Consider the following 20,163-nt stretch of genomic DNA (forward strand, 5'->3'; position numbering starts at 1 on the left):
ACGTCCCGGGAAACTTCTCGAAAGTCCGCGGTCGCTGCCTTACACGTCGTCGAACGGGCCGCCGCGCCTCGCCAGGTCGTGACCAATGGCGGCTTCCTCGGCGTCGTCGGGCAAGGCATCGTCACTGTCCTGGTAGGGGTTGTCGTCATCCTCCTCGGGCAGTTCGCCTTCCTTCTCGACACCGGTGGTGTCCGGCAGGCTTTCCTCATCTGCTCCGTCGGGCAGGACCGTTGCGCCACGCAGCGCATCCCAATCCTGCCGACCCGGCGTCGGCGCTTCCACGTCGTCATTGGCGATCCTGTCGCGGGCATCGTTTTTGCTCGGTGGCGCCTCGACCTCGTCATTGGGTTTTCTGTTTCGTTCTTCCATGATTGCCTCCTCTGGGCGGCTTAGCGTCGAGAAGGTGGAACTCACTTCCGGCTGCCAGGTTCCGGCAACCACTCCATCTCCGTGGAACCAATTGCCGCCAGTCTGCTTTGCCAAGGACTAGTCTGCTTTGCCAAGGAGATGAATCCAGAGGAGCTGGACCATGAAGACTTTCCCCCTCATCCCATGCGTGCTGCTCTTGGCGCTGGTCGACCCGGCGGCCGCGCAGGACAATAGCGACCAGAACGGCCCTGCCGCGCCTTGCCAAGCGCAGCCTCAGGACGATGGTCAGAAGCCGCCGGTCGCCAATGGCGGCGGCGAATCGACCAGCACGCTCGGTCCCTGCGGCGGCGTTCTGCAGCCGCCGCCCAGTGGTGACCAGGGTATGACGCAGCCGCCGCCGGATCAGGGCAAGACGCCGGTGATCAAGCCTGGCGAGGTGCCTGCGCAGCCGCCGAAGCAATGACCTTTGCTTGAAACTTCACGGCGTGGCACGAAGGCGGTCGGTTCCGGTCTTGGCCGGGCGCGACGCGGTCACCGGATCAATGCCGGCGCCGGCCGCGATCGCCACCGGAATTGGAGCCGTGCATCGTCCATGTCGAAGGTCTCCTGAGGGATTGTGCTTCAATGCGAATCTTGCGGGTGTGGGTTCTGCTGGCATGACCGGAAGCCGATCAATTTAGTCTCCGCTTGCGGAACAAGACCGTACCGGCTGCGTTTGCCTCCAGGAGCCCGCCACCTCGATCTGCGCTGTTTTCGCCTCATGCGGGAACACGGCGGAGCTCGCCAACAACGACAGGAGACGAAGATGAAAACCATCCTTATTCCCGCCGTCGCCGGGCTCGCCATGATCGCTGGTATCGGCATTGCCGCCGCCGACGAGGTCATCGTCACGCAGCCGGCACAGCAGCAGGTGATCATCACCCCGGAACAGCGCACGGTCGTGCACCAATACGTAAAGAAACATCCGCTTGCCTCGGTCAATCTGCTCGGCGTCGAATTGAATGTCGGCACTGCCTTGCCTGACACTGTCGAGCTGCAGGAGGTTCCCGACGTTCAGTACAGATACGCCGTCGTCGACAACCATACCGTGTTGGTCGACCCCAGCACGCGCAGGATTGTCGAGGTGGTCGAGTAACGCTCGACAACCTAACCATTCATCGGTGATACGGCCCTGTCGTTCTTCCCAAAAGGGCGGCAGGGCCGAATGACGAACATGATGAAAGGAGAATTGCCATGTTGCCGCATGTCGAGACCCCGAACTCCGCCAATGTTGCGGCGTGTTGCGACAAGTTGCTGGCCGAGCGCAACACGGCGCTGTTATCGATGAAGGAAGCGATCGCGCTCCTGCGGGAGCGCACCGGCACCGATCGTTCGGATGCCGACCTCGCCGGGCTGATCGTCAAGAAAGCGGCGCTGCTCGGCGTTGCGGTGATTTCCGACCCGCGCTGAGATGTCTCGTCACTCAAGACGCCGGCCGAATTTTCGGCTAATGTTTTCGTGGAATCTGGACCAACCGACCGGACCCAACCACGGAGGCTTAAGTGACGGACGACAAACAGGACCGCATTCGCCAGCGCGCGCACGAGATCTGGGAAAAGGCCGGCCGGCCTGAAGGCGCGCATCAGGAACACTGGGAGCAGGCCACGGCTGAAGTCGATGGCGCGGTCGCCAAGCCAAAAAAGGCGGCGAAGAAAGCTGACGCCAAGCCCGCCAAGGCAGCCGCCAAGCCAAAGGCAGCGAAGCCTGCCGCCGCAAAGTCCGGCAAAGCCAAATCGAAATAAGGCCAAGTCGAAATAAGACCAGTCGAAATAAAGCAAGGCCGGAATTCGCTGGCCGGGCCATCCTTGGCGCCCGCCGTTCAGGCGCGCCCGAGCCTCTCAACCTGACGAATTGCGCCTGCGACGGGCAGCGCAATTCCTTGTGTTTGGCGACAGGCGCCCTCATGCCTCCCAGGCATAACTCGACAGCGCAAAGCGAATGCCGGCAGCTGTCATGGCCAGTTCGCATTCGGTGATCTGGCGCAGGTGGCGCAGATAGCGCGTTACAGTCTGTGGCAGCCAGCCGGCGCAGGCCTCGACATAGGCGCGGCTGTGAACAAGGGTGCCGGTCGACAGCCTCTCGTCCTTCTCGGCAACGACTTTCAGATATTGGCGGATGAAGCGGATGTCGTCGGCGATGTCTTGGCTGGCCATTCGCCAAGCCCCGGCGAGGCGTTCGCACTGATCGAATGACAAGGGCAACAAAGGGGGCGGCAATAAAGGCGGCGGCAACAAAGGCGGCGGCAACGACGGGGGTGACAGCAAAGGCCGAGAGAGATCGGCGAAGGCAACATGGTTCGCTGTGCTCAAGGACATTCCTCTCTGCGAAAAGAGATATCGTACTTTATGTACGAATAAGCGTCAAGCCAATTTCGTACGGTTGGGACGATGAAAATGAATATAGCAGCGGTCGCTTCAGCTAATCCCGCATCGTGAATCCTTCAGGAGTCGCACCAATTTCGCGGAGGGATTTCCCCAGGATGGTGTGACTGTTTTCCCTCGTGGCGGCGTCGAACAGGTTCAAGCCGCCCCGGATCGTCTCGCGCCAGTTTTCGCCCTTGTCCCACGCTTCCATGAAGGCGAAGGCAAGGTCGTCCTGGCGACGCGTGGCTTCGAGCGCTTGGGTCAGCAGGCGCGCTTGATGGAGATCCTTCTCCCGCTTGGCGCCAGCGCTCGGCCCGCGTCGCGAGGCGACGATCAGCTTGTGGATGGCGTAGCGCTGGGGCGAGGGGACCAGCACAGGCAAGCCCGAGCGATGCAGGAGCACAGTCCGGATGGGGTCGCGGATAAGGAAATCCAGAAACCGTAAGGGCTGCGCGGAGTCTCTGCCGTTTTCTTATAATTACGTTTATCAGCTTGAATTTCAACGCAGTTATAAGAAGTTCGTGGAAACGTTATAACGCAACGAACTGACGAGTCGTCTGTTAACGCCCGGGCGCCCGGCACGTCTGGCCCAAAACACTTTCCCGCAGTGCCTCAACAAACGGCTTCCCCAATGCCGCGAACGGTGCTTTAACCCGCCCATCCACAGGGGTGCTCCGTATCGTCGGGGCTGAGATGAGGGCGGCAAGCCTTCGGACCCTAAAGCTGATCTGGATAATACCAGCGGAGCGAGGCGGGCGATGTTTTCAGGCGCACAGATTTCCCTTTATCCCATGACCGACGATTTCGTCGGCGTCATCCTCGGCGCGCTCGGCGCGCTCGATCCCTGGCGCGACCGGCTGCGGATCGAAACCGATGACATCTCGACCCTTATGGTCGGGCCGCCCGAGGTGCTGTTTCCCGCCATGCGCGACCTGTTCGTCGCGGCGGCCAAAAGCGGCAAGCACTGCGTGCTTTCGGCGGCGGTCTCGCGCGGCTGTCCGGGCGAGCCCAACGATCCGATCTGCCGCTCCGACGAGACCGGCGGCCCCGCCATTCCGCTGGACGAGCGCAAGATCGCCGCGATCCGCGCTGTCCAGGCCACGCCGTCGACCGGCCAGCCGGTGGCGGCGCAGTTCTCGCTCTACGTTATGGGCACGGGCGACCATATGGACGAGATCTACGGCTGCATCGATTTCCTGAAACAGTCCGGCGTCTTTGAGCGCTCAAAGAACTTCTGCACCAAATTGCGTGGCGATGCCGGTGCGGTGTTTGCCACGCTCAACGAGGCCTTCTGCCGCTTCGGCCCCGGCGCCGGCCACGTCACCCTCGACATCACGATCTCGGCGAACAGCCCGAGCGCCGTCTGAGCCGCGGCTCAAGCGTCGTTCCTTGAGGATATTGCCGTGGCTGGTTTATCTGACCCATTGCGTGGAGGAGATGCCTCTGACCCCTCAGCACAGAGAGGAGGGGAGCCATTGGCGATTGGCGAAGACCGCGATGCCCACGAATCTCCCCCCTCGAGCAGGAGATGGCCGGCAGGCCAGAGGGGGTCCCAGCGCGTGGAGCGCCGACGTCCTTTTCGCATCGGCAAGGCGTGGGCGCTCTATGCGAGACGACCCCCTCTGTCGCCTTCGGCGACATCTCCCCCTCGAGGGGGGAGATTAGCCGCAGCCATCGCCAAGACCATCCCCGCCGCCTGCGCCTCCGCCCTGCTCCTCGCGGCGTGGGAGCTCTACGCCCGCTATGGTGGCGCTGCGCCCACCATGCTGCCGGCGCCGTCGCGCGTGCTGCAGCAGGCCTGGGAGCATCGCGCTGCCCTTGCCGACAACACGCTGCCCACCATCCGCGCCACATCAGCAGGCTTCGCCTGCTCGTTGGTCGCTGCCTTCGTGCTTTCGGCGCTGGTCGATTTCTTGGCCCCGCTGCGCCGCGCGCTGTTTCCGCTGCTGATCGTCAGCCAGACCTTGCCGCTGGTCGCGATCGCGCCGCTCATCGTACTGTGGTTCGGCTTCGGGCTGATGCCAAAAATCCTGCTTGTGGCGCTCGTTACCTTCTTCCCGATGATGGTGGCGCTGGTCGAGGGTTTTGCCGCGACCAGCAAGGCGATTTCGCAGATGCTCGCCACCATGGGGGCAGGGCGCTGGCGCATCTTCTGGCTGGCGCGCCTGCCTTCGGCGCTGCCCTATTTCTTCGCCGGGCTGCGCATCTCCATCACCTACGCCGTCGTCGGCGCGATCTTCGCCGAATATGCGGGGGCGGCGAAGGGGCTGGGCATCTACATGCTCAATGCCAAGAACAACTTTCGGCCCGATCTGGTGCTCGCCGCGGTCGCCGTCAGCGCCGCGCTCACGCTTGTCTTGTTCGCCATTGCGGTGCTCGTCCAGCGCTTCGCCATGCCTTGGGAGAATGCAGGGAGCGAAAGCCGCGACGGCAAGGTTGAAGCTGCAGAAGAGAACCGTCAATGACGCGGCTCGAACTCCGGGACATCAGGAAGAACTTCGGCGCGCTTGAGGTGCTCGCCGGCATTTCGCTTCATGTCGCGGCCGGCGAGTTCGTCTCCATCCTCGGCCCTTCCGGCGCCGGCAAGTCGACGCTGTTCCAGTTGCTGACCGGCGCGCTGAAAGGCGAGGGCGACATGCGCTTCGACGGCGCGCCATTGCAGGGCAGCCCCTTCGCCTTCATGCCGCAGCGCGACGCGCTGATGCCGTGGCGGCGCGTCATCGACAATGTGACGCTGGGGCTGGAAGTGCAGGGTCTTGGCCGCAAGGCGGCGCGCGAACGCGTCGCGCCGCTGTTTGCCGAGTTCGGCCTTGCCGGCTTTGAGCGCGCCTGGCCGGCGAAACTTTCCGGCGGCATGCGCCAGCGCGCGGCGCTTTTGCGCACCGTGGTGCAGCAGCGCGACATGCTGCTGCTCGACGAGCCCTTTGGCGCGCTGGATGCACTGACCCGCGCGGGTATGCAGCGCTGGCTGGAAGGCATGTGGCAGCGCCACCGCTGGACCGCGCTGCTGATCACCCATGACGTGCGCGAAGCCGTCTACCTCTCCGATCGAATCTATCTGATGTCGGCGCGGCCGGCCCGCATCATCGGCGAGATTGCCGTGCCGCTGCCGCGCCCGCGCACCACCGGCAGCGATGCCGCGCGCCAGGCCGCCGCGCTCGAAGCCGACATCCTCGACACGCTGCTCAATCCCGGGACTGACCGGCCCTCGTTCCCGCAGACCGCTCAAAGGAGTTTTTCATGACCGAATTCACACGCCGGCAGGCTTTGCTGCTGACGCTGGCTGCCGGACTGCCGCTTGCCTCGCGCGCTCATGCGGCTGCGCAAAAAATCACCGTCGCGCTCGACTGGACGGTCAACACCAACCATGTCGGCCTGTTCGTTGCCCGCGACAAAGGGTTCTACCACGAGGCTGGGCTCGATGTTGAGATCCTGCCCTATGGCGATACCGGCGCCGGCACGCTGGTCGCCAACCGCATCGCCGATTTCGGCATTGCCGGCGTCGGCCTGTTCACCCAGCGGGCTGCCGGCGCCGATCTCAAGGCGGTCTACGCCGTGGTCCAGCAGGAGACCGGCCGGTTGGTCTTCAACGCGGATCGCGGCGAGATCAAGAGTCCCAGGAATCTCGACGGTCTGACCTATGGCGGCTTCGGCAGCGCCTGGGAAAACACGCTGATCTCGACCATCATCCGCCACGATGGCGGCAAGGGCGTTTTCGAGACGGTGACATTAGGCACCTCGGCCTATGAGGCGCTGGCCAACGGCTCGGTCGACTTCACGCTGGAGGTCTCGACCTGGGAAGGCGTCGCTGCCGAGCTGAAAGGCGTCAGGCAGCGCGGCTTCCGCTACGCCGACTACGGCGTGCCCGACGAGCACACTACCTTGATCGCCTCCAGCAATGCCTATCTCCAGGCAAACCCGAAGGCCGCATCGGCCTTCGTCGAGGCAACGCGGCGCGGCTACCAATTTGCCTGCGATCACCCGCAGGAAGCCGGCGATCTGCTGATGGCTTCCAACAAGGATGCGCTGACCGACCCGGCGCTGATCCACGCTTCGCTGAAGATGCTCGTCGACGGGCATTTCTTGCGCAGCCAGGACGGCGTCATCGGCACCATCGACAGGGCCAAGATCGAGGCGATCGGTACCTACCTCTTCAGGGCCGGCATATTGCTCGATGGCGATGGCAAGGCTCTGAAGGAGAAGCCGGATTTCGGGGGGTATTTTACGAACGAGTTTTTGGGAGCGTAATCTCCCCCCTCGAGGGGGAGATGTCGCCGAAGGCGACAGAGGGGGTCGGTACGTCCTGACGCGACTTCCTATCGCGGACAGAGGACGTCAGCGCCTTACGCGCGGCGACCCCCTCTGGCCTGCCGGCCATCTCCCCCTCGAGGCGGGAGATTGCGCCTCACCGCCTTCTCCCTCACATATCGATCATCGAGCGCTTCACCCGGCCGATGATGGTGATGGCGCCTTCGAGCGCCGGCGGCGGGATGTCCATGTAGGAGGCCGGCTGGAAGGGCGGGTTCTCGTTGGGGCGATAGCGCTTGTAGGTGGCCTGGCCGCTTTCGTCCGAAATGACATAGCAGCCATTGGTCACCAGCCGCTTGTCCCTGAGGTTGACGAAGATGATCGAATCCGGTGGCGAGATCTTGTTCATCGACAGGCCGTCGACGCGCAGCGCAATCCATTGGCCCTGCTCCAGATCGGTGGTGGGGATGGTCGGATAGTCGCTGAGATTGACCACCGTATCCTGGCTGCCGAGTTCGCCGGCGCTGATCCACGAGACGATGGGCACATCGACGGTGGCCAGCGACGGCATCGGGATCTGCCGGCCCGACTCGTCAAAGCCGAAATGGCCCCCCGCAAGGCTGCCGCCGTCACCGTTGAACAAGAGCCAGCCGGGATCGACGCCGAACAGGCGGCCGTATTTCTCCGCCGCCTTGCGCGACAGCGGCCGGTTACCGTTCTCGTGACTGATCAGCGTGTTCTTGTTGATGTCGCGCAATGCCCGCGCAGCGTCGCTCGGCGAGGCATAGCCCGCCTCCGCCCGCGCCTGCTGCAATCTGTGCCTCGGTTCCTGCATCGTACAAATTGCCTGAAATTTATCGTCCAATATGTACGATTTCGCTTGCGTACGTTTCGTACATATCGTACGCTTAGCGCATGATCGAACAAATCGCAAGCGTTTCCGCAGACATCCTCAGCTTTCTCCCATCGTCCGGGCTGTCCTCCTCCCCGGTCCGGACGCAAACCGGGGCTTCTGCCCCGGATCCGGTCGAACCGTCGTCCCCCCGATCGACCGGAACGGCCGGAGCCGCTCCTCTCCCGGCTCCGGCCACCTCTTCAGCCCATGGCGCCGCCGGTGCGCCAAGGGCTGTCTCCGGCGGGCAGGGTATTTCCTGCATCCGCACGGAAGATGGCACCGTCATCCTGTTCGACCGGCTGACGGGCAGGGCGGTTTCCGCCCTCACCAAAGCGGCCGCCGAAGCCGCCTTGCGGCATCTCGCCGGCTCGCTGCCGGCCGCCAGTATCGGCTGACCGCACCGACCATCCGCTCTGATTTTTTCCCGTGGGCCCCCGGGGCCGGCGCTCGGCCTTTGCGCGCGCAATCAATGGATACCGACATGACTGCCTATACCGACACCGAATTGCAGGAGATCGCCGTCTGGCTGAGGGATGGCCTGTCGGCCACAGGGATCGCCGTCCGCTTCACGGCGCTGCGCGGCAGTCCGGTCTCGCGCAATGCCATCATCGGCATCGTCCACCGCAACAGCGCGTTGAAGACCATCGGCTTCGCCAACCCCAGAGGCGGCAGGTCCGGCGGCCGACCGAGGAAGAATGCGACGGGGAAGACTGCGGCAAACGAGAATACCGCCAAGAGGAATCCGCCGGCGCAGCCAAGCAAGCCCGTAACGGAAGTAGGAGTTTCGAAGCAGGCCGCGCCGGTCAAACCGGCCGCCAAACCGAGCCGTCAGCCATCGGCCAGGCCTCTGTTGCCAGCCCGTCCGGCGCCCTCGATCCCGGGCGAAGGACGGCTGGTGGTGGACGGCGAAATCTACCGCTTCAATGTGCCGGCGCCGCGCCCTGCCTCGCTCGGGCGTCAGCCGCATGTCGCCGCCATGCGCTTCATCGACTGCCTGTTCGACCGCTGCCGCGCGCCGCTCGACCTGACGCTGGAGGAAGACCCCGACAACGATGCTCCCGGCAGTCGGCCGGGGCTCGAGATGCTGTGCTGCGGCCTGCGCACAAGGGCGCTGAAAAGCTACTGCGAATATCATCAGACGCGTTTCCACCGACCTGTGGCGGAGGTGGTGTGAGCGGCTGGGCTCCGTTCCTCGCCTCCGGACGACCCCACCAATGATCGAAAGCCGGCGGGACAGCGCCCCCCTCTGTCCTGCCGGACGTTCGTCGCTCGGAAAGCCAAGCAATTGGCTTTCCGTCCGCTTCGCGGACCACTCCTCAACCCCCACGAGGGGGGCGATCGGATATCGCCGCCGATTTCGCCAATTGCCAACGTTGCAGAGGCGCAGCCGCCGAAACTGCCAATCTCCCCCTCGTGGGGGAGATGCCCGGCAGGGCAGAGGGGGGCGCGAAGGAACGCCAACCTTCCGGCTCAACAACCCAATCCCACAAGGATCCTCCGATGAGCAAAAAAACCGCGCAGAAACGGCAGCCACCAAAACTCCCCACAGGCGAAGCCGAGCAGGTGCGCATCCGCCGCGAGATCGGCCATGATTTCGCGCTGAAGGACGATCGCTTCGGCCGCAAGCGGTTGAGCGTCGGCACCGAAGAGGCGCGGCGCGTCTACGAGGTCTCCAATGACGGCTACACCGCGACCGGCGGCATCGTGCGGGTGCGCAATGTCGATCCGCTGGTCGGCATCACCTCACTGACCCGCCAGCAGCGTGAGGCCGGCCAGCGGTTTCGCGACGATTTCGAGCGCGCCTCGCGTGACGGGCTGCGGCCGATGCCGTGGGAAGAGCGCATTGACGGCGGCCGCATCAATGGCGGCATCCCCGACCGCGTGCTCAACGCCGGCCGCGCCCACACCCATGCCATCGCCGCCATGGCCCACTGGGAAGTGGCGGAGGTGGTTCGCAAAATCTGCCTCGAAGGCCAGTCGGTGAAGGCGCTCGCCGAACGCACCGGCGAGGGACGAGATGTGGTGGTGAAGCTGTTGAAGGTCGGGCTCGACCTTTTGGCCGTTGATTACGGGATGATGATGCGGAAGCCGCGATAAGGCCGGCAGCCGCGTAGTGAAGCGGCCGGCCGGCAGATGCCGGCCGAACCGGTTTCACCCTATCGGATCACCGTTCGCAAACGCGAATTTCCTCGACGATCCTGTGATGATGGCGCCAATGCTTGACCAACTCTATGCGGCAATGGCGATGGTGCCTGTGATACCTGTGGTACCTGAAGCCGTTATCGTAGGCATTATACTGGTAGTAAGGGCGAGGAGCGTAGCGATCGTAATAGTCGCCATAGCTGTCATTGTAGTCATCGTCATAGTAGCCGTTGCCGATGCCGATCACGACGCGCCCGCCGGCATTCGCCGGAGCGATCATCGCCGCCGCCGCAGTGATAGCGATAGCCGAAGCAAGCAGGAGCTTTCTCATAGCTGCCTCCTATTCAAGGTTGCGCTAATATAACTCGCTGGACACGACCTCGTTCCATAATTTTGCAAGATGCGAACGACCCCTGCGCCGTGCATTGCGAGGAAAGTCAGCGTCACCTCCTGTCAGCATCGTCCCCCGATTTTTGAACCCTTCGCCGCCCCAGCCATTAATCCGGCATGAATCAGCAAGGGAAGGACGAGACCATGCATGTCATTCTTGGAGGTACCGGCCATGTCGGCTCGGCGGCGGCAATGGCGCTGTTGCGGCAGGGCGAGGATGTCACGGTGGTGACGCGCGACGAGTCGAAGGCCGCATGGTTGGTTGAACAGGGCGCGGAGGCCGCGGTTGCCGATGTGCTCGATGTCGAGGCGCTGCGTGAAGTCTTGCGGCGCGGCAAGCGGGCGTTTCTGCTCAACCCGCCGGCCGATCCATCGACCGACACCGACGCCGAGGAGCGCAAGACGGTTGGCGCCATTGCGGCGGCGCTGGAGGGCTCCGGCCTCGAAAAGCTGGTGGCGGAATCGACCTACGGCGCGCAGGCCGGCGAGGGTGTCGGCGATCTCACCGTCCTTTACGGCCTCGAGCAGAAGCTGAAGGCCCAAGCCATTCCGGCAAGCATCAACCGCGCCGCCTATTACATGAGCAACTGGGATCAGGCCCTGGAGACGGCGCGGCGCGACGGCGTCATCACCTCCTTCTTCCCGGCGGATTTCGAGCTGCCGATGGTGGCGCCGCAGGATCTCGGCGAGGCCGCGGCGAGACGTCTGCTGGAGCCGGCGGACAAGACCGGCACGCACTATATCGAGGGCCCTCGGCGCTACTCAGCCGCCGATGTCGCCGCAGCCTTCAGTGCGGCGTTGCGCAAAAACGTGCGCGTGGTCACGGTGCCGCGCGAGCGCTGGACAGAAACCTACGAAAAACTCGGCTTCTCCAAAACGGCGGCCGAGTCCTATGCCCGCATGACCGGGGCCACGCTGGACAAGCCGATGCAGCCGGAAAACCCGGAGCGCGGCACGACCAGCCTGGAAAGCTATATTGCGGCGCTGGTCGAGGGCCGGCCGGAAGACCTGTTGAAGGGTGCCGCGTAAAGTGAAGGGTTGCTGTTGAGAAACAGGCGCTTCGACGACCTACGTGGCCCGCTATTCCTATTGCCTGACCGTTCGGCAGTTGCCCGCCGGCGGCGTGGTCTTGCAGATATCGATGGAGGTGCGCGTGTCGCCGTGACCGGTTTCGGTTATCAGATTCAGGTCCAAAAGTTCGTATGTCATGAGGTATCGTATGCTGTCGTCGGGTGTTTTTTGCATGGCCGATACGATCCACGAACCTGCTTTCATCTCGGTGAAATAGCTGTCGACCTTGCGTTCATACCATTTGGGTATCGGAACGAGGACGATGGTCTTCTTGCCGTGGATTTTCTTGGCGGTCGGCAGCATGATCCGGTGAATGCCGACAAAGGCGCGGCTGTCTGCCAGGCGCCGTACGCCGCCCGCAAGAACCATCGTACAAGCTGACGAACAGACTGCGCCGACGGGGTTGGCGACGCCGAAGCGGAGGTCGCCCGGCCCGCAGGCTTTTGTGTCTGGCGCGCATTCGGAGAACTCCGTCTTGCCAACCATCGTGTCGAGCCCGCTGGCGCGGATCATATGGCCAAGCGCCATCGCCGCATCGGTCTCGCCGCCCGGGGAATTCAACGCCAAAGGCAATTTGCGGGGGCCGAGTTTTTTCAGCAAGCCTTCAGCAAAGCTGGCGTGCCGGCCACGATGTGACCTTCCGCCGAAATCCATTCCGGGCATGTCGGCTCGCATCCTGGCGTGCTGTTGCGTACAACGACGAAGTGCATCGGCGGTGTATATGCCAGTATGGCAGGCTCAGGCGTCGTTTGGGCGATCGCGCCGCCAATCGCCAGCAGCACGAAAACCAACGTCCATGCGAATGTCTTCATGCCGAGCCTCGCCTGGCAGAGCATCACTTGAGAAATGGGTCTTTGCAAGCATTATCAAAACAAGCCGAGCACGTGTTTCTATGGGCCGCGCACTATCTCTGCATGATGGACAGGCCGCTACTGGCGGCCCCTGTCTGAACCGTCGTCGCTTTCCGCCGCCCCCTCCCACCCGAACACACTGCGCCCTCCCAGCAGATGCGACTGATCGAACTCGCCGGCGACGATTTCCTTCAGGCTCGGCCCGGTGACGTAGCGCTCCAGCCGACGCGACTCGCCATCCAGCCGCTTCAGCGCGCCGAGCTCTTCCTCGCGGCCGAGCTTGGCCTTGCCGACGGCCGATTTCAGCACCGCGATCGTCTCGTCATAGACTTTCAGCGGCACCGGGAAGGGGTGCCGGTCCTTGCCGCCATGGGCAAGCGAAAAGCGCGCCGGATCGGAGAAGCGGCAAGGCGCGCCATGCACCACTTCCGCCACCATGGCCAGCGCCCTCACTGTGCGCGCGCCGACGCCGGGCACCAGCAGCAGTTCGGGAAAATCGGCCGGCCCGCTTTCTATTGCCGCGGAAATGTTGCCGTGCAGCCGGTGCATGACGATGTCGCTCTCGCGCACGTCATGATGTGCCGGCATCACCAGATTGGGCAGCATCGGCTGCGCCGGGGGCTTCGCAGGCTCCGCTTTCGGCGGCGGCTCCAGCAGGGCAAGCTCGTCAAGGATCCGCTCCGGGCTCATGGTCTTCAACAAATCGAGCTGTCCGGTCCGCGACGGCTCGGCGCGATGGTCGGTGAGGTTGACGATCTCGCCCTGCCGCTCGCCCTCGATCGCCGCATGCGGCTGGTCGACGAAGCTTGTCAGCCCTTCCGACAGCCAGTGATAGCGCCGCGCCTGGCGGCTGTCGCCGTTCATGCCTTGCTGCACCACCACCCAGCGGCTGTCGTCGGTGACGATGAAGCCGTGCAGATAGAGGTCGAAACCGTCCTGCACGGCCGCACTGTCCACCTTGGCGACCAGGCGGCTGGCGGTGGCAAGCGCCGCACCATCGATGCCGACGCGCTCGCCGATCGCGGTCAGCTCCTGCGGCGTCTTGCGCGAATGCGCGCCGCGCCCGCCGCAGACATGGATGCCGAGCTCCCGCGACATCGGGTTCAGCCCGCGCTTCAGCGCGCCGACGACCGAGGTGGTGATGCCTGAGGAGTGCCAGTCCATGCCCATGACGGCGCCGAAGGACTGGAACCAGAACGGATGCGCCAGCCGCCGCAACAGCTCGTCGCGGCCATAGTGATGGATGATCGCCTCGCACAACACCGCGCCCAGTCGCGTCATACGATCGCCCAGCCATTTCGGAACCCGCCCGCCATGCAGCGGCAAGTCCGCACTGCCGCTTCGCTGCGTCAAGTGAATGCTCCGTGGATGCCGCGCACCGGCGGTGCGCCTGTGATGTAGATGGCATTTGGGTGGGGATTTGCAAGCGGGGTGGGGGCGGCGACTATCGTCGCCCTACGCTCTTCTTGGCGTCTCGCCGAAAGATGCAGTTACGCCGCCTGTCGCACCTGGCAATAAGGTCGGCTCCATGCTTGTAGGCGAGACAGGTCTCGAATAGAGCTTACCCAGCCGACGGCAACTATTAAAATCAAAAACGATGTCGCAATTCTGGTGGGTAAATCACAGTCAGACCGCCTGCCAAGAGATCGACGGGCAATATCTCTGGTCGCCCAAAACTCAGAAGAATGGGGCACGCAGCGAGTTCTACAAAAATATGCGTCGGGCGACACCTGGTGACCTCGTGTTGTCTTTTTTCGGTCAAGCCGTGCGCTATATTGGTCGGGTAGCGGAGTTTGCATTCACAGCACCGAAACCACCGGAGTTCAAGAACACTGGAGCCAATTGGAACGAGGAAGGTTGGCTTCTCCCGGTGTATTGGGCGCCGCTCCTGCCGACGGTGCGCCCGTCGGACATAATTGGCGAATTGGGTCCGCTTCTGCCTCCCCGATATTCGCCCATCGACCCAAACTCCGGATCAGGCCGTCAAAACGCCTATCTCGCGAGCGTATCGCAAGAGGTGTTTCACACAATTGTCGCGGGTACAGCTTTCGACCGCGAAGCTCTGAGGCGTGGTGGCGCAAACAGTCTCACTTTCGAAGTCGTCAATGAAATTTTAGAGGACGTCGTTGAGCGCCGTATCCGAGACGACCTCCAACTCGAGGACACTGTAAAGACGAGCGTCATTCAAGCTCGTCGCGGCCAAGGTAAATTTCGTTCCAATGTCGAAGCCATGGAGCGCTCGTGCCGACTCACAGGGGTCACCAATCCCTCGTTGCTGATTGCAAGCCACATCAAGCCTTGGCGCCTATGCGCTTCCGCGCAGGAGCGCTTGGACGGCATGAACGGGCTGCTCCTCACGCCTGATGCCGACCACCTCTTTGACCGTGGCTTCATCAGTTTTGAAGATAGCGGGCAGGTCCTCATATCCCAGCGCGTCGACAAGACTGATTTGCGGCGGCTCGGTTTCGAGCAATTGGTGATGCAGAGTTTCGGCTTTGCCGAAGCCCCCGCCGTCTGGCGCACTAGCACCTTCACCCCGCCGCAGCAGGCTTACCTCGCTCACCATCGAGAGGATGTGTTTGTGGCATAGCTCGCATCAACTGAGCGGTCAGCCGTCAGGTCCCCCTACCTCGCCGCCCCCTAAAACACCGCCTTCTCCAAGACCGGCTCCAGTGATTCAGCAAATGGCGTCGCCAGGTGGTGTCGGTCGCGGAAGGCGAGTTGGCCGTTGATGAACACGTGGCAGGTTTGGGCGTCGCAGAACTGGCTGGTCAGGTCGACATAGGTGGCGCCGGGCACGCTGCGCACGACGTCGCGCTCGGCCGCGGCGATGTCGTCGTTCGCCGCCGCGTCCCTCGGCGTGTCGCAGACTTCAGGCACCTGCCCGCGCCACAGCGCCCGCGCCACGCATTTGTCGGCATAGCTTCCATTGTAGGGAACGTCCCGGATTACCGCGACCTTGATCCCGGCCCGGCTGAATGCCGCCAGCGTCCAGCGCAGGCCGGCCTTCCACTCCTCGTTCCAATCGGCGTGCTTCAGTTCCTCGGGCGATTCCTTCATCACATTGCCGATCGAGAATTCCGAGATCACCACCATGTGCGGGTGCAACGCGATAATGTCCTTGACCGATTGCTCCCGCCACTGGTCGCATTCGGTGTAGTCGCGCTTCAGCCGCCAGTTCCAGGTCGTCACCCGCGAGGCACGGCAGGACGATTTGAGATAGGTGACGAGGCGATAATTGTTCTTGGCCGCCGCGTCGATCAGCGGCGTCGACCAGTGGTCGGCATGCGAATCGCCGAACAGCGCAATCGAGCGCCCGGCGTCCTTGTTGCCGAACACGCAGGCCTTCGGCGTCACCGTCTCAAAGGAGAGAATACAGCCGGCCGCGCGCGCCGTGGACGGCTGCGCGGCGCTGGCGGCAATGCTGCGCTGCTCAGGGTCCAGATCGTGGACGGCAAGCCTGGCATTGGCGTAGGCGGCTGCGACGCCGGTGCCGGTCAGGAGGACGGCCGGCACCAGCGCCCGCGCCGCACTGGCCATCAGCCAGCCATTGCGGCGGATCGGGTTTTCGATGACATGATAGGTGAACCCCGACAGCGCCAGCGTCAGCGCCAAGCAGCCGAGCCGCTGCAGCGGCGAAAGTTCCGGCGTCAGCATCGTGGCATACACGATCACCGGCCAGTGCCAGAGATAGAGCGAGTAGGAGAGTTTGCCGACCCATTGCAGCGGCGCCAGCGCCAGTGCCTCGATCGGGCTTTTCTTAGCGCTCTCCTGCTGCGCGTGCGCCGCTCCTGCCAGCAGCAACAGCACGGTGCCGGCCACCGGCACCAGGGCGAGGAAACCCGGGAAGGGCGTTTCGTCGCTGAAGGAAAGATAGGCGCCGGCAATCAGCGCTAGGCCGAGCCACGCCAGCGGCGTGGCGAGCCGCGGGCGGTTTTGCCAGACTTGCTGCGGCACCATGCTGGCCAGCCCGCCGGCGGCGAACTCCCAGGCGCGTAGCGGCGAGAAATAGAAGGCCCAGGGCTGCGAGACCGTGGTGAGCCACGCGCAGACGGCGAACGAGACGAGGCCGGCAATGCCGATCACCAGGATCGCGCCGCGCTTGCCGGGGCGCAGCCATGCCGCCAGCACAAGCAGCGCCGGCCAGGCGACATAGAACTGCTCCTCCACCGACAGCGACCAGAAATGGACAAACGGGTTGCTGGCCGCATCGGCGGCGAAATAATCAAACGACCAGCGGATCAGCCACAAATTGATCATGTAGGCCGAGGCGAACATGGCGCCTTTGGAATAGAGCGATTGTTCCTCCGGCGACAGGATGAAGGCGCCGGCCACCAGTGTGGCGAGGATGACGAACAGCGACGCCGGCAACAGCCGCCGAGCGCGCCTGGCATAGAAGCGCCACAGGTTGAGCCGCCCGGTCTCGGTGATTTCGGCAAGCAGGTGTTTTGTGATCAGATAGCCCGAGATGACGAAGAAGATGTCGACGCCGGTGAAGCCGCCGGGCAGGCCGGTGAAGCCGAAATGAAAGGCGATCACGCCTGCCACCGCCAAGGCACGCAGTCCTTCGATATCGGGCCGGAACGATGCTGACACGATTTGCCACCTCGTGCTGGTGCATGACCCCGCCTCGGCGAGTAACGATCGCGCCGGGATCATACGTGCGGCAGCTTTGCGCCCAACGGGACACGGCGCTGCAACCGTTCACAGTCGGACCAAGACTCCGCCCTATGGGTCGATATCGCAATGCAACAAATCTAACGCAGTGCAACATTGGAGGAGGCGACGCCGCTGATCTCCCCCCTTGAGGGGGAGATGGCCGGCAGGCCAGAGGGGGTCGGTTCGACCGGACTCGGCCCAATCCTGCAAGTGAAGGCAGGCGCTCCACGCGCGGCGACCCCCTCTGTCGCCTTCGGCGACATCTCCCCCTCGATGGGGGAGATTAGGTCCCCGCCTCCTTCGCCAAATCTCCGACATCCGGGGTCGGCCCTTGCGTTGCCCCCGTCACACGCATCGGCTATCCAACCGGCAGCCATGCAATTCAAACGGAGCCTCCCATGACCAACACCACCATTTTCAAATTCGGCGCTGTCGAGCATGCCGAGGGCGGCGACTTACCGGGCTGGATCGTTGTCGCGGGCCGGCCGACCATGCAGACCGCCGTGCAGCACACCACCGCCGACGGCAAGGTGCTGTCGGGCACCTGGCGGGCCTCGCCCGGCACTTATCACGCCACCTACACCGACTATGAGTTCGTGCACATGATCGCCGGCCGCATCATCATCACGCCCGATGGCGGCACGCCTGTCGAGGTCGGTCCGGGCGATGCGTTCGTGGTCGAAGCCGATTTCAAGGGCACCTGGCAGATCCTCGAGCCGGTAACCAAGCACTTCGTCGTCAAGCTTGCTTGATCGACGTAGTCAAGCTTGCTTGATCGACGTCGCCAGGGTCGCCTGATCGGCTCGTCGTCAGGCTTGCTTGATCGCGTCGTCAGGAGTGCCTGATCGGTGCCGATACACGTCGGCCGGCGCGGTTCATCGCCAGCGTCCCCCTCGCCCAGCAGGGGGAGGGGGACGTAGCGAAGCGAATATCGGTTAAGAGGGCGTCACCTCGTTCGCTTCGAACCGATGCGGATCGAAAAGCTGAGACGATGGCGTTCTGCGGAGCCTGGTCGAGATAACGCAGGCCAGGACTGCTGCCGGGTCGCCGGCGCGTCAGCCAAGAGCGAGCGGCGCACTTCGAGAGTGCATGCCGCCCGTCCGGCGCCGGGCCGTCAATGCTGTTGTTACGAAACCCCCCAGCCCCGTCTCAACCGCCACGGCCATGGCGTGACCCATGGCTTGCTATACGCATGCAGCACCGCGGTCTGTCAACGCCGCCCGCGATGGCCGCGGGGGGTCGCCTTTGCACCTCCCGGCCAGCTTCCAACCGGCCGCGCGGACGCCATTCGCCGCTACAAAATGCGCTTGAAATGGCGGTTTTCCGGGTGTTCCGGCCGCTCCGGAGCGGCCCTTTGGCGCGACAGAGGTCGCGATCTAGGCGATTGGATGAATTTGTCTTTCGCGGCTGAAACGTTTCAGGAGCCGATTTGTAAACCTGACTTTTTTTGGGTGTATTTCCCTCACGTCAGTTTTGCACTCCAGCCGGCCCGATCGACCCGCCGGAGGGCAAGCCTCAGGGGCCGGCGTCGGCGCTCTGAGTCTCTCGGACCGACGGGCGCCGGACCATGCCGCTGACGACATAGGCCGCCGCGCCCAGCGCCGTGATCCAGAAGCTCGTCGGCCAGTCGGTCAGGAAGGCGAGCGTCAGGCTGATCCAGGCGATGATCACGGCAAGCGCGATGGACGTCAGCACGCCGGCTCCGACGCCGCTAGTAAGCCTGAGCGCGGTGGCTGCAGGCGCCACCATCAGCGCGAAGACGAGCAGCACGCCGACGATCTGCACCGCCTCGGACGTGGCGACGGCGACCAGCACCATGAACAGGGTCGAGACAAGAGTGAGCGGCACGCCGCGCGCTTCGGCGAGTTCCGGCTGCAGGCTGGCGAACAGCAGCGGCCGCGCGATCAGCAAAAGCGCGACAAGGATCGCCACCGCCAGCACCGCAAGCACGATAACGGTGCGCAGGCTGATGCCCAGCACATTGCCGAACAGCACGTTGGTCGCCTGCGAGGCGAAGGCGGTGTAGAAATGCAGAAACAGCAAGCCCAAGCCGAGCGACAGCGTCAAAACGATGCCGATGGCGACGTCGCGATGCGCGCGTTCGCCGAGCAGGCCGATGCCGATGCCGGCGGCGACGGTAAACACGGTGAGGCCGAGAAACGGCGACAGCCCGATCAGGCCGGCGCCGGTGGCGCCGGGAAAGCCGACATGGGAGAGCGCATGACCGGCGAAGGTCTGGCCCCGGAGCACGAGGAAATAGCCGACCGCGCCCGAAACGATGCCGACGATGGTGCAGGCATAGAAGGCGTTGCGCATGAATTCATAGTCAAAGATCGTGGACATGCGCCCCGCTCTCCAGTTCGACATCGTCGGCCATGACGAAGATGCGGCCGGCAACCCGCACCACATTGATATGCGTGCCATAGAGTTTCGACAGCACCGGACCGCTGATGACCTCGTCGACGGAACCGATCGCCGCCTTGCGGTTGCCGAGATAGAGCACGCGGTCGACGGCGCGCAGCAGCGGGTTGATCTCGTGCGAGCAGAACAGCACGGCAATGCCGAGCCGCTCGCCGATCTGATGCACCAGGTCGATGATCGCGCGCTGATGGCCTGCATCGAGGCTGATCAGCGGCTCGTCGAGCAGCAGCAGTTGCGGATTGCCGATCAAGGATTGCGCGATCAGGATGCGCTGGCGCTCGCCTCCGGAAAGCTCGCCCAGCGGCCGCCGCGCAAGGTCGCCGGCGCCCACCTCTTCAAGAGCCTTCCACGCCGCCTCCTTCTCGGCAGCCGATGCGACGGGCCAGCCCCAGCGATGCCCGCCGGCGGCACTCAGCACGAAGTCGAGGCCGCTGACGCCGACATCGCCAAGCGCGCGCCGCGCCTGCGGCATATAGCCGATGTCGGCGTTGCCGCGCGTCGGCGATTTGCCAAGCACCGAAATGGCGCCGCCGGCCGGTTTGATCAGGCCGAGAATGGCGCGCAGCATCGTCGTCTTGCCGGCGCCATTGGCGCCGAGCAGGCCGACAAAGGCGCCTTGCGGTAGAGAAAAGGAGACGTCGGATAAAACCCGGCGTCCCCCATAGGTCAGCGTGACCTTGTCGAATTCGATTGCGTTCATTTAGTCACATTCATT

23 protein-coding genes, 1 pseudogene and 1 riboswitch are annotated in these 20,163 nt (G+C 63.8%); of the genes and pseudogenes, 14 read left to right on the forward strand and 10 right to left on the reverse strand.

The window, feature by feature from the left end; all coding sequences use genetic code 11:
- Positions 1-39 precede the first annotated feature (39 nt).
- Positions 40-369, reverse strand: coding sequence for a hypothetical protein (locus tag AC3EMP_RS15450; protein ID WP_352595867.1), 330 nt, complete (start codon positions 367-369; stop codon positions 40-42).
- A gap of 160 nt (positions 370-529) precedes the next feature.
- Between AC3EMP_RS15450 and AC3EMP_RS15455 the strand changes: the two genes are divergently transcribed.
- From AC3EMP_RS15455 to AC3EMP_RS15470, 4 genes are all read left to right on the forward strand, one after another.
- On the forward strand, positions 530-832 hold the full coding sequence (locus tag AC3EMP_RS15455) for a hypothetical protein (RefSeq protein ID WP_023814876.1): 303 nt from the start codon (positions 530-532) through the stop codon (positions 830-832).
- Positions 833-1,174: 342 nt separating this feature from the next.
- Positions 1,175-1,504: a DUF1236 domain-containing protein gene (locus tag AC3EMP_RS15460; protein WP_023670359.1), complete on the forward strand. Its 330-nt coding sequence runs from the start codon at positions 1,175-1,177 to the stop codon at positions 1,502-1,504.
- Positions 1,505-1,602: 98 nt separating this feature from the next.
- Entirely contained in the window at positions 1,603-1,818 is a 216-nt protein-coding gene (locus AC3EMP_RS15465) for a hypothetical protein (RefSeq protein ID WP_023670360.1), read from the forward strand.
- Between the two features lie 92 nt (positions 1,819-1,910).
- Positions 1,911-2,150: a DUF2934 domain-containing protein gene (locus AC3EMP_RS15470; protein ID WP_023684825.1), complete on the forward strand. Its 240-nt coding sequence runs from the start codon at positions 1,911-1,913 to the stop codon at positions 2,148-2,150.
- Positions 2,151-2,309: 159 nt separating this feature from the next.
- Here the strand turns inward: AC3EMP_RS15470 and AC3EMP_RS15475 are convergent, their stop codons facing one another.
- Together AC3EMP_RS15475 and AC3EMP_RS15480 are read right to left on the reverse strand one after the other, a co-directional pair.
- Positions 2,310-2,561 carry a hypothetical protein gene (locus tag AC3EMP_RS15475; RefSeq protein ID WP_023684826.1) on the reverse strand — a complete coding sequence of 84 codons (252 nt, stop codon included), beginning with the start codon at positions 2,559-2,561 and terminating at the stop codon, positions 2,310-2,312.
- A gap of 265 nt (positions 2,562-2,826) precedes the next feature.
- A pseudogene (locus AC3EMP_RS15480) lies at positions 2,827-3,216 on the reverse strand (GSU2403 family nucleotidyltransferase fold protein); the annotation flags it as partial.
- A gap of 210 nt (positions 3,217-3,426) precedes the next feature.
- Positions 3,427-3,539, forward strand: a riboswitch (TPP riboswitch).
- On the opposite strand from AC3EMP_RS15480, the gene AC3EMP_RS15485 reads away from it, so the two are divergent.
- From AC3EMP_RS15485 to AC3EMP_RS15500, 4 genes are all read left to right on the forward strand, one after another.
- Positions 3,530-4,138 (forward strand): YkoF family thiamine/hydroxymethylpyrimidine-binding protein, encoded by a 609-nt coding sequence (locus AC3EMP_RS15485; RefSeq protein WP_352595864.1) that lies wholly within the window; start codon positions 3,530-3,532, stop codon positions 4,136-4,138. (Overlaps the previous riboswitch by 10 nt.)
- Positions 4,139-4,393: 255 nt before the next feature.
- Positions 4,394-5,236, forward strand: coding sequence for an ABC transporter permease (locus tag AC3EMP_RS15490; protein ID WP_023689011.1), 843 nt, complete (start codon positions 4,394-4,396; stop codon positions 5,234-5,236).
- Entirely contained in the window at positions 5,233-6,015 is a 783-nt protein-coding gene (locus AC3EMP_RS15495; RefSeq protein ID WP_352710042.1) for an ABC transporter ATP-binding protein, read from the forward strand. Before AC3EMP_RS15490 ends, AC3EMP_RS15495 begins: the two co-directional genes overlap by 4 nt.
- Positions 6,012-7,019 (forward strand): ABC transporter substrate-binding protein, encoded by a 1,008-nt coding sequence (locus tag AC3EMP_RS15500; RefSeq protein ID WP_352710043.1) that lies wholly within the window; start codon positions 6,012-6,014, stop codon positions 7,017-7,019. The genes AC3EMP_RS15495 and AC3EMP_RS15500 overlap by 4 nt, the downstream gene beginning before the upstream one ends.
- 172 nt (positions 7,020-7,191) lie before the next feature.
- Here the strand turns inward: AC3EMP_RS15500 and AC3EMP_RS15505 are convergent, their stop codons facing one another.
- Positions 7,192-7,854, reverse strand: coding sequence for a LexA family transcriptional regulator (locus AC3EMP_RS15505; protein WP_352710045.1), 663 nt, complete (start codon positions 7,852-7,854; stop codon positions 7,192-7,194).
- An 80-nt stretch (positions 7,855-7,934) separates the two neighbouring features.
- On the opposite strand from AC3EMP_RS15505, the gene AC3EMP_RS15510 reads away from it, so the two are divergent.
- The 3 genes from AC3EMP_RS15510 (at position 7,935) to AC3EMP_RS15520 (ending at position 10,011) form a co-directional block, all read left to right on the forward strand.
- A complete protein-coding gene (locus AC3EMP_RS15510; protein ID WP_023689007.1) occupies positions 7,935-8,309 on the forward strand; it encodes a hypothetical protein in 375 nt (124 codons plus the stop codon).
- A gap of 86 nt (positions 8,310-8,395) precedes the next feature.
- On the forward strand, positions 8,396-9,088 hold the full coding sequence (locus tag AC3EMP_RS15515; RefSeq protein ID WP_023689006.1) for a GcrA cell cycle regulator: 693 nt from the start codon (positions 8,396-8,398) through the stop codon (positions 9,086-9,088).
- A 326-nt stretch (positions 9,089-9,414) separates the two neighbouring features.
- Complete coding sequence (locus tag AC3EMP_RS15520) at positions 9,415-10,011, forward strand: DUF6456 domain-containing protein (RefSeq protein WP_352497216.1); 597 nt, start codon at positions 9,415-9,417, stop codon at positions 10,009-10,011.
- Positions 10,012-10,078: 67 nt separating this feature from the next.
- On the opposite strand, the gene AC3EMP_RS15525 is transcribed toward AC3EMP_RS15520, so the two are convergent.
- A complete protein-coding gene (locus tag AC3EMP_RS15525; RefSeq protein WP_023672486.1) occupies positions 10,079-10,387 on the reverse strand; it encodes a hypothetical protein in 309 nt (102 codons plus the stop codon).
- Positions 10,388-10,590: 203 nt separating this feature from the next.
- On the opposite strand from AC3EMP_RS15525, the gene AC3EMP_RS15530 reads away from it, so the two are divergent.
- Entirely contained in the window at positions 10,591-11,475 is an 885-nt protein-coding gene (locus AC3EMP_RS15530) for an NmrA family NAD(P)-binding protein (RefSeq protein WP_352710047.1), read from the forward strand.
- 57 nt (positions 11,476-11,532) lie between these two features.
- On the opposite strand, the gene AC3EMP_RS15535 is transcribed toward AC3EMP_RS15530, so the two are convergent.
- Positions 11,533-12,180, reverse strand: coding sequence for a COG3904 family protein (locus AC3EMP_RS15535; protein WP_488494634.1), 648 nt, complete (start codon positions 12,178-12,180; stop codon positions 11,533-11,535).
- A gap of 266 nt (positions 12,181-12,446) precedes the next feature.
- The gene (locus AC3EMP_RS15540) at positions 12,447-13,721 is read right to left on the reverse strand and encodes a DUF763 domain-containing protein (protein WP_023828799.1); all 1,275 of its coding nucleotides are present in this window, start codon (positions 13,719-13,721) and stop codon (positions 12,447-12,449) included.
- Positions 13,722-13,965: 244 nt separating this feature from the next.
- Between AC3EMP_RS15540 and AC3EMP_RS15545 the strand changes: the two genes are divergently transcribed.
- Entirely contained in the window at positions 13,966-14,958 is a 993-nt protein-coding gene (locus AC3EMP_RS15545; protein ID WP_023702917.1) for an HNH endonuclease, read from the forward strand.
- A 50-nt stretch (positions 14,959-15,008) separates the two neighbouring features.
- On the opposite strand, the gene AC3EMP_RS15550 is transcribed toward AC3EMP_RS15545, so the two are convergent.
- Entirely contained in the window at positions 15,009-16,964 is a 1,956-nt protein-coding gene (locus tag AC3EMP_RS15550) for an acyltransferase family protein (RefSeq protein ID WP_023712494.1), read from the reverse strand.
- A gap of 461 nt (positions 16,965-17,425) precedes the next feature.
- On the opposite strand from AC3EMP_RS15550, the gene AC3EMP_RS15555 reads away from it, so the two are divergent.
- Positions 17,426-17,779, forward strand: a complete 354-nt coding sequence (locus AC3EMP_RS15555) for a cupin domain-containing protein (RefSeq protein WP_023688994.1) — start codon at positions 17,426-17,428, stop codon at positions 17,777-17,779.
- Positions 17,780-18,542: 763 nt separating this feature from the next.
- On the opposite strand, the gene AC3EMP_RS15560 is transcribed toward AC3EMP_RS15555, so the two are convergent.
- On the reverse strand, positions 18,543-19,370 hold the full coding sequence (locus AC3EMP_RS15560) for a metal ABC transporter permease (protein WP_023685454.1): 828 nt from the start codon (positions 19,368-19,370) through the stop codon (positions 18,543-18,545).
- Positions 19,354-20,148 (reverse strand): metal ABC transporter ATP-binding protein, encoded by a 795-nt coding sequence (locus AC3EMP_RS15565; RefSeq protein ID WP_023685455.1) that lies wholly within the window; start codon positions 20,146-20,148, stop codon positions 19,354-19,356. Before AC3EMP_RS15565 ends, AC3EMP_RS15560 begins: the two co-directional genes overlap by 17 nt.
- Positions 20,149-20,163: the final 15 nt, after the last annotated feature.

The sequence above is a fragment of the Mesorhizobium sp. P160219 genome (assembly GCF_057786095.1).

Excerpts from the sequence above, each read along its gene's own strand:
- AC3EMP_RS15525 (WP_023672486.1), bottom strand. The coding sequence starts at position 10,387 with ATGAGAAAGCTCCTGCTTGCTTCGGCTATCGCTATCACTGCGGCGGCG.
- AC3EMP_RS15565 (WP_023685455.1), bottom strand. The coding sequence starts at position 20,148 with ATGAACGCAATCGAATTCGACAAGGTCACGCTGACCTATGGGGGACGC.
- AC3EMP_RS15475 (WP_023684826.1), bottom strand. The coding sequence starts at position 2,561 with ATGGCCAGCCAAGACATCGCCGACGACATCCGCTTCATCCGCCAATAT.
- AC3EMP_RS15535 (WP_488494634.1), bottom strand. The coding sequence starts at position 12,180 with ATGCCCGGAATGGATTTCGGCGGAAGGTCACATCGTGGCCGGCACGCC.
- AC3EMP_RS15560 (WP_023685454.1), bottom strand. The coding sequence starts at position 19,370 with ATGTCCACGATCTTTGACTATGAATTCATGCGCAACGCCTTCTATGCC.
- AC3EMP_RS15515 (WP_023689006.1), top strand. The coding sequence starts at position 8,396 with ATGACTGCCTATACCGACACCGAATTGCAGGAGATCGCCGTCTGGCTG.
- AC3EMP_RS15465 (WP_023670360.1), top strand. The coding sequence starts at position 1,603 with ATGTTGCCGCATGTCGAGACCCCGAACTCCGCCAATGTTGCGGCGTGT.
- AC3EMP_RS15450 (WP_352595867.1), bottom strand. The coding sequence starts at position 369 with ATGGAAGAACGAAACAGAAAACCCAATGACGAGGTCGAGGCGCCACCG.
- AC3EMP_RS15485 (WP_352595864.1), top strand. The coding sequence starts at position 3,530 with ATGTTTTCAGGCGCACAGATTTCCCTTTATCCCATGACCGACGATTTC.
- AC3EMP_RS15455 (WP_023814876.1), top strand. The coding sequence starts at position 530 with ATGAAGACTTTCCCCCTCATCCCATGCGTGCTGCTCTTGGCGCTGGTC.
- AC3EMP_RS15505 (WP_352710045.1), bottom strand. The coding sequence starts at position 7,854 with ATGCAGGAACCGAGGCACAGATTGCAGCAGGCGCGGGCGGAGGCGGGC.
- AC3EMP_RS15510 (WP_023689007.1), top strand. The coding sequence starts at position 7,935 with ATGATCGAACAAATCGCAAGCGTTTCCGCAGACATCCTCAGCTTTCTC.
- AC3EMP_RS15460 (WP_023670359.1), top strand. The coding sequence starts at position 1,175 with ATGAAAACCATCCTTATTCCCGCCGTCGCCGGGCTCGCCATGATCGCT.
- AC3EMP_RS15530 (WP_352710047.1), top strand. The coding sequence starts at position 10,591 with ATGCATGTCATTCTTGGAGGTACCGGCCATGTCGGCTCGGCGGCGGCA.
- AC3EMP_RS15555 (WP_023688994.1), top strand. The coding sequence starts at position 17,426 with ATGACCAACACCACCATTTTCAAATTCGGCGCTGTCGAGCATGCCGAG.
- AC3EMP_RS15545 (WP_023702917.1), top strand. The coding sequence starts at position 13,966 with ATGTCGCAATTCTGGTGGGTAAATCACAGTCAGACCGCCTGCCAAGAG.
- AC3EMP_RS15520 (WP_352497216.1), top strand. The coding sequence starts at position 9,415 with ATGAGCAAAAAAACCGCGCAGAAACGGCAGCCACCAAAACTCCCCACA.
- AC3EMP_RS15495 (WP_352710042.1), top strand. The coding sequence starts at position 5,233 with ATGACGCGGCTCGAACTCCGGGACATCAGGAAGAACTTCGGCGCGCTT.
- AC3EMP_RS15500 (WP_352710043.1), top strand. The coding sequence starts at position 6,012 with ATGACCGAATTCACACGCCGGCAGGCTTTGCTGCTGACGCTGGCTGCC.